The following is a 7,268-nucleotide window of genomic DNA, read 5'->3' as shown; positions in this document are numbered from 1 at the left end:
TGTCGGAGACGGGCCCTGGCAGAGCATCCCCGGCTCGCTGACCCGGACCGCGCAACCGGTCACCGCGGACATCTGGGCCACCGTGACCCGCAACGTCGAGGACGACTGCACCGTGGACCCCACCGCCTGGGGCTGCACCGGGCCCATCGACACCCCCACCACACCCTGACCCCCCGCATCACACACGGAAGCGCTCTCAGAGGCTCCCGTTTCATACACGGGAATGCATCTGGCGGCTCCCGTTTCATACACGGGAGTGGGACGGGGACATATCCATAATCGGCATGTCGACCGCAAGTATTATGGCGGCCATGGTTCCCACGCAGCACCCCACCCGCCGTCGTCGCAACCCCCTGCGGGACTACACCGTGGTGCTGTGGCTGACCGCGGCCGCCGTCGTCGCCCTGGTGCACCGCTGGGTGCCCTCGGCCACCTGGCTCATGGTCCACCTGGTGGTCCTCGGCGCGCTCAGCCACTCGATCCTCGTGTGGAGCCGCCACTTCGCCAACGCCCTGCTCAAGACCCGCCCGCTCCCGAACCAGGACCGCCACCAGAGCCTGCGCCTGCTGCTGTTCCTGCTCGGCTCCGCCGCCGTGTTCGTCGCCGTCCCCGCCGCCCTGTGGCCGCTGGCCGTGGCCGGCGGCACCGTGCTCGCCGCAGTGGTGGTGTGGCACGGCGTCAGCCTGTTCCGTCAGCTGCGCCGGGCCCTGCCGCTGCGGTTCCGCATCACCATCCACTACTACCTGGCCGCCGCCGCCTGGCTGCCCGTGGGCGTCACGTTCGGCGTGCTCCTGGCCCGGGGCCTGTCCGAGCAGTGGCACGCCCGCCTGCTCGTGGCGCACACGCTCACCATGATCCTCGGCTGGGTCGGCATGACCCTCGTCGGCACCCTCATCACCTTCTGGCCCACCGTGCTGCGCGCCCGCATGGACGACCGCGCCGAACGCGCCGCCCGCCAAGTGTTCCTCCCGCTCAACCTGGCCGTCCTGGCCGTGGTGGGCGCCGCCGTCGCCGGGTGGACCACGACGGCGGTCCTCGCCCTGGCTGTGCACCTGGCCCTGGTGCTGTGGTGGGGGCGCACACTGATCGCCCCGTTCCGGGCCCGCCCGCCGCAGGAGTTCGCCCCCGCCTCGATCGGGGCCGCGATGATCTGGTTCGTGCTGGCCACCGGGCTGACCGGTGTGCTGGTGCTCACCTCGGACTCCGGGTCCATCGTCCGCGACTATCCCGGCCTGGCCGCCTACTGGGTGGGCGGGTTCATGCTGCAGCTGCTCACCGGCGCACTCAGCTACCTGCTGCCCAGCGTGCTCGGCGGCGGTCCCCGCGTGGTGCGTGCCGCCGGGCAGTGGTTCGACCGCTGGGCAAGCCTGCGCCTGACCGTCATCAACGGCGCCCTGCTGCTCTGGATGCTACCGACCCCCACCTGGGTTCGGGTCGGGCTGTCCGCGGCGGCGATGCTGGCGTTCCTGGTGTTCATCCCCCTGATGATCGGCGGGATCCGCGCGGCCGTGGCCGAGCGCCGGGCCATGGCGGCCGAGCGCGCTGGTACTGCCCCCGGGGCGCCGGCCGTCCCCGCCGCCACCGTGTCCGGGGCGCCGGCCGTCCCCGCCGCCGCCCCCGGGAACCCCGCTCCGCGGCTCGGGGTGCCTCTCATCCCGAAGACCCTCACGGCCACCGGCGTGCTCGCCGGCCTCACCGCGCTGGCGCTGATCGTCGCCGTGGGGGTGGCGGTGGGCCAGAGCCTGGCCGCCCCGGCGCGCCCGGCCGCCAGTACCGCCGTCGTGCCGACGGGCCGGACCCTGGAGGTGGCCGTGGAGGCCGCGGACATGCGCTTCACCCCGAGCGTGGTGGAGGCCCAGGCAGGGGACCGGGTGGTGCTGACGGTGCACAACACGGACGCGTCCGCGGTGCACGATCTCAGCATCGCCGGGCAGACCACGCCCCGCCTCTCACCCGGGCAGAGCGCCGTGCTGGACCTCGGCGTGGTGGGGGAGTCCGCGGAGGGCTGGTGCACCATCGTGGGCCACCACCAGCAGGGCATGGTGTTCTCCCTGCATGTGACCGGGCAGGAGGGTACGACGGCCGCGGACGGCGCCGACGGGCAGGGCGGCCACGGCGAACACTCGGCCGCCGGGGTGCAGGCCGCACCGGGACGCACCGTGTTCGACCCGACCGTCGCGCTGACCCGCAGCGTGGACGCCACCGCCCCGCCCACCCCGCAGGGGGTAGACCACCGCTTCACCCTGCGCGCCAGCGAGATGGACGTGGAGGTCGCCCCGGGCGTGTGGCAGAAGCGCTGGCCCTACTCCGGCGGGGCGCCGGAGAATGCCGACGGCCAGAACGCCGAGGGCCGGAACGACGACGGCGCCGCCCAGGACGGCCCGCCCGGCTCCCCGGACCCGGCCGGGGCGATGGGCCCGACCATCCGCGGGAAGGTCGGGGACACCTTCGAGGTGACCTTCGTCAACGACAGTGCCATGGAGCACTCCATCGACTTCCACGCCAGCGAGGTCGCGCCGAACACGGTGATGCGGACCATCGCCCCGGGCGAGCAGCTGGTGTATCGGTTCACCGCGCGTCGGGCCGGGATCTGGATGTACCACTGCGGGGCCGCCCCGATGACCTCCCACATCAGCGCCGGCATGTTCGGGGCCGTGATGATCGATCCGCCGGGCCTGGAGCCCGTGGACCGTGAGTACGTCATCGTCCAGTCCGAGGTGTATGTGCAGCCCGGTACCGGGGCCTCCCAGGAGGAGGCCGCAGAGGTGGACGCGGCACGGGCGGCGGCCGGCGACCCGGACATGGTGGTGTTCAACGGGATCGCGGACCAGTACCGTCAGCACCCGCTGCAGGCCGTGGCGGGGGAGCGGGTGCGCTTCTGGGTGCTCGCCGCCGGGCCGAACCACGGGTCGAACTTCCACATCGTGGGCACCCAGTTCGACACCGTGTACGCCGAGGGCGCCTATCAGCTCAAGGACGGCCGTGACGCCTTCGGCACGGCCTCGGGCGGCTCGCAGGTGCTGGGCCTGGCCGCGGCTCAGGGTGGGTTCGTGGAGACCGTGTTCCCCGAGGCCGGCCGCTACCCGATGGTGGACCACTCGATGATGCAGGCCGAGCGCGGGGCCCGAGGCCTGGTGGAAGTCACCGACTGACCCCCCTCTGCCCCGCCCCCTCCACATCCGCCCCCTCTCCCATCGCTCCGGGGGCGAAAGAGCCCGTTATACAGCGGGAATTCCGGGCGTTTTCGCCCCCGGAGTGCAGGGGGTGGGGCAGACTGGGCGCATGACCGAGACCGCCCTGCCGCCCTGCCCCTCCTGCTCCGAGGACTACACCTACGAGTCCGGCGCCCTGCTGACCTGCCCCATGTGCGCCCACGAGTGGTCGCCGGAGGCCGAGGCCGCCGAGCAGGAGGCTGCGCAGGCCGCCGCCGTGGTGCGCGACGCGGTCGGGAACCCGCTGGCCGAGGGCGACGACGTCACCATCGCCAAGGACCTCAAGGTCAAGGGCGGCTCCACCATCAAGGCTGGCACCAAGGTGCGTGGCATCCGCCTGCTCGAGTCCCCCGTGGACGGCCACGACATCAGCGCCAAGGTCCCCGGCGAGGGCCAGATGTACCTGAAGTCCTCGGTGGTCAAGAAGGCCTGACCGCACCCCTTCACTCCGACGACGACGGCCGCCTCCGGGCGCGCTTGACCTCCCCACGCTGCCGCTTGGCCTGCAGCCTGCGCCGCTGGGAGCCCCGGGTGGGCTTCGTCGCCCGCCGGGGTACCGGCGGTGCCAGGGCCTGACGCAGCAGGGCGGCCATGCGCTCGCGGGCGGCCGTCCTGTTGCGCCTCTGGGAGCGGTGTTCCTCAGCCGCGACCGTCAGCACGGTGCCCGTGAGCCGGCCTGCGAGCCCGGCCAGGGCGCGCTCGCGCTGGGTGGGGGTGAGCGCCGTCGTCGTGCCCAGGTCCAGGCTGAGCTGCACGCGCGAGTCCGCCGTGTTCACGCCCTGACCGCCGGGGCCGGAGGCGTGGGAGAAGCGCTCGGCCAGCTCTGCGGCGGGGATCACCAGCCCCCGGGGCGCGCCCGGGCCTGGCTGCACACGCAGATCGTCCATGAGGCCGAACCTACCGGGTGCGGGGGATGCCGGCGTTGGCCACGCTCTGTGGGCGCTGGCCCCGGAACCCGGTGTAGCACGGGTGCTACGATCGGGCCATGAGCCTGGATGCCGACGAGACCCTTTCCCAGCGGGAACTGCGCAACGAGTCCGGCCGGGTTCTGCGGGCGGTCGCGGCTGGCCAGTCCTTCCTCGTGACCAACGCCGGCGAACCGGTCGGCCGACTGGTGCCCGTGGACGCTCCCAGCAGGCCGACCCTGCCCATGCGTCCGGCCGTCCGCTCCGGTGCATGGTCGGAGCTGGCCGCGCGCCGCCACCGTTCCGGCCAGCCCGTCACGCGGATCCTGGATGAGCTGCGCGAGGATCGCCTGTGATGCTCCAGCGCGTCTACGTGGACACCTCTGCGCTCGCGGCCCTCCTCCTGGACCAGCCCCACAGTGAGCCGCTGGCCGACTGGCTGGACGAGACTCCCGCGGAACTGGTCTCCAGCGATCTCCTGGAGACGGAGATGCGCCGTATCGCCGTCCGGGAGGCCCTGCCTCAGGGGCAGGTCTCCGAGCTTCTCGCCGGTGTCAGCCTCGCTACTCCGGATCGGGCCGTGTACCGGGGTGCAGGGCTGTTGCCGATCCCGCACCTGCGCTCCCTCGACGCTGTGCACCTCGAGTCTGCGATCCGCCTCGCCGCCGATGCGGTCCTCACCTACGACGTCCGTTTGGCGGAGGCCGCTCAGGCGGTCGGCCTCGGTGTGGTCACCCCCGGCGCCTGAGCCTGCTGTGCGGCTCGGCGGGTACCCGCTCTCATCGAGTGGGTACCCCCGCGGGCCTGCAGCCCGGTCCGCCGTCGTTCCTCGGCCGGACTAGCCTGGGGCGGCATGGAGCCCCTGTTCGGCGACGACGTTCTGCCCCGCCCCGCCGTGGCCCTGCCGGAGGGCGCGCACCACGTGCCCGGGTTCCTCTCGTTGGAGCAGCAGCGGTGGATCGTGGAACGCTTCGACGAGTGGGCGGCCGGTCCGGTGCCGCTGCACTCCACGGTGATCGGCACGCATTCCATGAGCGTGCGCACGGTGTGCCTGGGGTGGCATTGGCATGCCGGGGGCTACTCACGGGAGGCGGTGGACGTGAACGGCCGGCGGGTGCTGGAGGTGCCGGGCTGGGTGGTCCGCCTGGGCAGGGCCGCGCTCGACGCCGTCGGAGATCCCCACGCGGGCCGCTACACCCCGGATGCGGTGCTGGCGAACCTCTATGACGCTCAGGCGCACATGGGCCTGCACCAGGACAGGGATGAGCAGTCGCTGGCCCCGGTGGTGTCCCTCTCCATCGGGGACGCCTGCCGCTTCCGCATCGGCACGCCGCAGACCCGTGCCCGGCCCCACTGGGACCTCGAACTGCGCTCGGGGGACCTGTTCGTGTTCGGCGGCCCCTCCCGCCTGGCCTTCCACGGGGTGAGGTCGGTGCTGCCAGGCACTGCACCGCAGGGGTGCGGACTGTCGGGGCACCGCCTCAACCTCACCCTCCGCATGACGGGCCTGAGCGACTGACCCTGCACACCGGGGCACGCACGGCGACGCACGTCGTGGCGCACGACGACGGCGGCACGGCGGGCGCTGGGAGGGTGTGTCCGGGCGCCGACGCACCGCCTCTACGTAGTCCCGGCGTTGAAGCTCGTGGGAAATGACGCTCGAAGACCGGCGGGAAACGCCCATGGCGAGGCGTCGGAGTCCTGATCCGAAGGAGTCGGGCGGTAGTCAGGGCCAATTGCCTTATCCAACGACGCCCATTTACCGAAACTGGTTCGTGAATAAGCGGGAGGTGTCTACCTCCACCGGCTGCCAGATCCAGCTGGACGGCACCAACGAGAACGACACCACCCTCGGCGGACGCTCCCGGGCCGAGGGGGCCATAATCCACACCCTCGCGGCACCGCCCCGCCTGTGCCTGATAGCGTCGAGGGCGTGCACAGTGCCCGCGCAATTCGCGGGTGCCGTCCCCCTCGCCCCAGCTCAGGAGGATCCACCATGTCCCGCCCCCGCGCATCCCGCACTGCTGCCCTCGCCGCCGTCGGCGTGACCGGCGCTCTCGCCCTCACCGGGTGCGGCATCATCGAGTCCATCACCGGCCCGGAGCCGGCTGAGCGCGTACGTATCGCCACGGACCGCCTGGCCGAGGCCACCGAGCAGAGCTCGACAGTGCGCATCACCGCCACCGAGGCCCAGCTCGAGGACCTCGCCCGCGGCCCCGAGAACGACCGCCTGAGCGACCAGGAGTACGCGGACGTCAAGCCGTTCCTGGACCGCCTGCGGGAGTCCACCTTCACCACGCAGGCCACATCCACCCGCGAGGGCGTCCCCGTGGCCGATGCCCAGACCCCGGCGGACTCGGACTCCGCAGCGGCCTGGGCGATCTCGGGCGACCGCATGGTCGAGCTCGTCGAGATCGGCGACCACGAGCTGTACCTGCGCGCGGACGTCCTCGAGGTGCTGCGCCGCACCGGCACCACCGATGCGCGGCGGCTCGCCGACGATCTCCAGTCCCAGATTGCCTCCACTCCCAGCGAGCTGCAGTGGGTCGTGGACCTCATCAGCGGCCGCTGGATCGGCTTCGACAAGGCCCTGACCACCCAGTTCCGTGAGGAGGCCCAGCGGCAGGCCCACGTGGACGCCGAGGCCCTCACCCCCGAGGAGCGGGACCGCCTGCGCGCCTCTATCCTCGAGAACAGCGACGTCACCGACCTCGGCGGCAACCGCTACGAGGTGAAGGTCCACGTCAAGCGCGTGGTGGAGGCCAACCGCGACCTCGTGGACAAGCTCCTGCAGGCCCAGGCCGAGGCCGAGGCCATCCCCTCCCGGGAGGCGTCCACCGTGGACGACCTGCTGCCCCGCCTCAACGACAACACCTTCGACGTGATCCAGGAGATCGACGGCGAGACCATCAAGGCCGTCGAGGTGGACCCGCTGCAGACTGCGGACCTCGTCGCGCCGCCCGAGGACGCCGCCCAGAAGGACCTCGACGTCCTGCAGCACCTGCGCGACTCCCAGCTGCCGATGCGTGTGGAGTACGGCGACGCCGTGGACATGATCACCGTGCCCGAGGGTGCCACCCGCATCACCGAGGAGGATCTCAACTCCGTCGCCGGCGGCTCCGCCACCCTCTGACCCGGACCGGGGGGGGGG

7 protein-coding genes are annotated in these 7,268 nt (G+C 72.3%); 6 read left to right on the top strand and 1 reads right to left on the bottom strand.

Annotated features, from left to right (window positions below; all coding sequences use genetic code 11):
- Nucleotides 1–311: 311 nt before the first annotated feature.
- Both SPI96_RS00035 and SPI96_RS00030 read left to right on the top strand, forming a co-directional pair.
- Entirely contained in the window at nucleotides 312–3,152 is a 2,841-nt protein-coding gene (locus SPI96_RS00035; RefSeq protein ID WP_321080320.1) for a multicopper oxidase domain-containing protein, read from the top strand.
- Nucleotides 3,153–3,282: 130 nt separating this feature from the next.
- Complete coding sequence (locus SPI96_RS00030; protein ID WP_321080319.1) at nucleotides 3,283–3,645, top strand: zinc ribbon domain-containing protein YjdM; 363 nt, start codon at nucleotides 3,283–3,285, stop codon at nucleotides 3,643–3,645.
- 10 nt (nucleotides 3,646–3,655) lie between these two features.
- Here the strand turns inward: SPI96_RS00030 and arfB are convergent, their stop codons facing one another.
- Nucleotides 3,656–4,099, bottom strand: coding sequence for an alternative ribosome rescue aminoacyl-tRNA hydrolase ArfB (gene arfB / locus SPI96_RS00025; RefSeq protein WP_321080318.1), 444 nt, complete (start codon nucleotides 4,097–4,099; stop codon nucleotides 3,656–3,658).
- A gap of 98 nt (nucleotides 4,100–4,197) precedes the next feature.
- Between arfB and SPI96_RS00020 the strand changes: the two genes are divergently transcribed.
- The 4 genes from SPI96_RS00020 to SPI96_RS00005 all read left to right on the top strand — a co-directional run bounded on the left by SPI96_RS00020 (nucleotide 4,198) and on the right by SPI96_RS00005 (nucleotide 7,250).
- A complete protein-coding gene (locus SPI96_RS00020) occupies nucleotides 4,198–4,473 on the top strand; it encodes a type II toxin-antitoxin system prevent-host-death family antitoxin (RefSeq protein ID WP_321080317.1) in 276 nt (91 codons plus the stop codon).
- Nucleotides 4,473–4,865, top strand: coding sequence for a type II toxin-antitoxin system VapC family toxin (locus SPI96_RS00015; RefSeq protein ID WP_321080316.1), 393 nt, complete (start codon nucleotides 4,473–4,475; stop codon nucleotides 4,863–4,865). The genes SPI96_RS00020 and SPI96_RS00015 overlap by 1 nt, the downstream gene beginning before the upstream one ends.
- Before the next feature lie 105 nt (nucleotides 4,866–4,970).
- The gene (locus tag SPI96_RS00010; RefSeq protein ID WP_321080315.1) at nucleotides 4,971–5,636 is read left to right on the top strand and encodes an alpha-ketoglutarate-dependent dioxygenase AlkB; all 666 of its coding nucleotides are present in this window, start codon (nucleotides 4,971–4,973) and stop codon (nucleotides 5,634–5,636) included.
- 477 nt (nucleotides 5,637–6,113) lie between these two features.
- On the top strand, nucleotides 6,114–7,250 hold the full coding sequence (locus SPI96_RS00005) for a hypothetical protein (RefSeq protein WP_321080314.1): 1,137 nt from the start codon (nucleotides 6,114–6,116) through the stop codon (nucleotides 7,248–7,250).
- Nucleotides 7,251–7,268 lie beyond the last annotated feature (18 nt).

The organism is Micrococcus sp. (assembly GCF_034179925.1).
GTDB lineage: Bacteria > Actinomycetota > Actinomycetes > Actinomycetales > Micrococcaceae > Micrococcus.
The sequence above is the reverse complement of the archived record's forward strand: the minus strand, read 5'-3'. Positions and strand labels throughout refer to the sequence as shown.

What these genes read in the sequence shown, in the direction of transcription:
- SPI96_RS00015 (WP_321080316.1), top strand. Translation starts at nt 4,473, where the DNA reads ATGCTCCAGCGCGTCTACGTGGACACCTCTGCGCTCGCGGCCCTCCTC.
- SPI96_RS00005 (WP_321080314.1), top strand. Translation starts at nt 6,114, where the DNA reads ATGTCCCGCCCCCGCGCATCCCGCACTGCTGCCCTCGCCGCCGTCGGC.
- SPI96_RS00010 (WP_321080315.1), top strand. Translation starts at nt 4,971, where the DNA reads ATGGAGCCCCTGTTCGGCGACGACGTTCTGCCCCGCCCCGCCGTGGCC.
- arfB (WP_321080318.1), bottom strand. Translation starts at nt 4,099, where the DNA reads ATGGACGATCTGCGTGTGCAGCCAGGCCCGGGCGCGCCCCGGGGGCTG.
- SPI96_RS00020 (WP_321080317.1), top strand. Translation starts at nt 4,198, where the DNA reads ATGAGCCTGGATGCCGACGAGACCCTTTCCCAGCGGGAACTGCGCAAC.
- SPI96_RS00035 (WP_321080320.1), top strand. Translation starts at nt 312, where the DNA reads ATGGTTCCCACGCAGCACCCCACCCGCCGTCGTCGCAACCCCCTGCGG.
- SPI96_RS00030 (WP_321080319.1), top strand. Translation starts at nt 3,283, where the DNA reads ATGACCGAGACCGCCCTGCCGCCCTGCCCCTCCTGCTCCGAGGACTAC.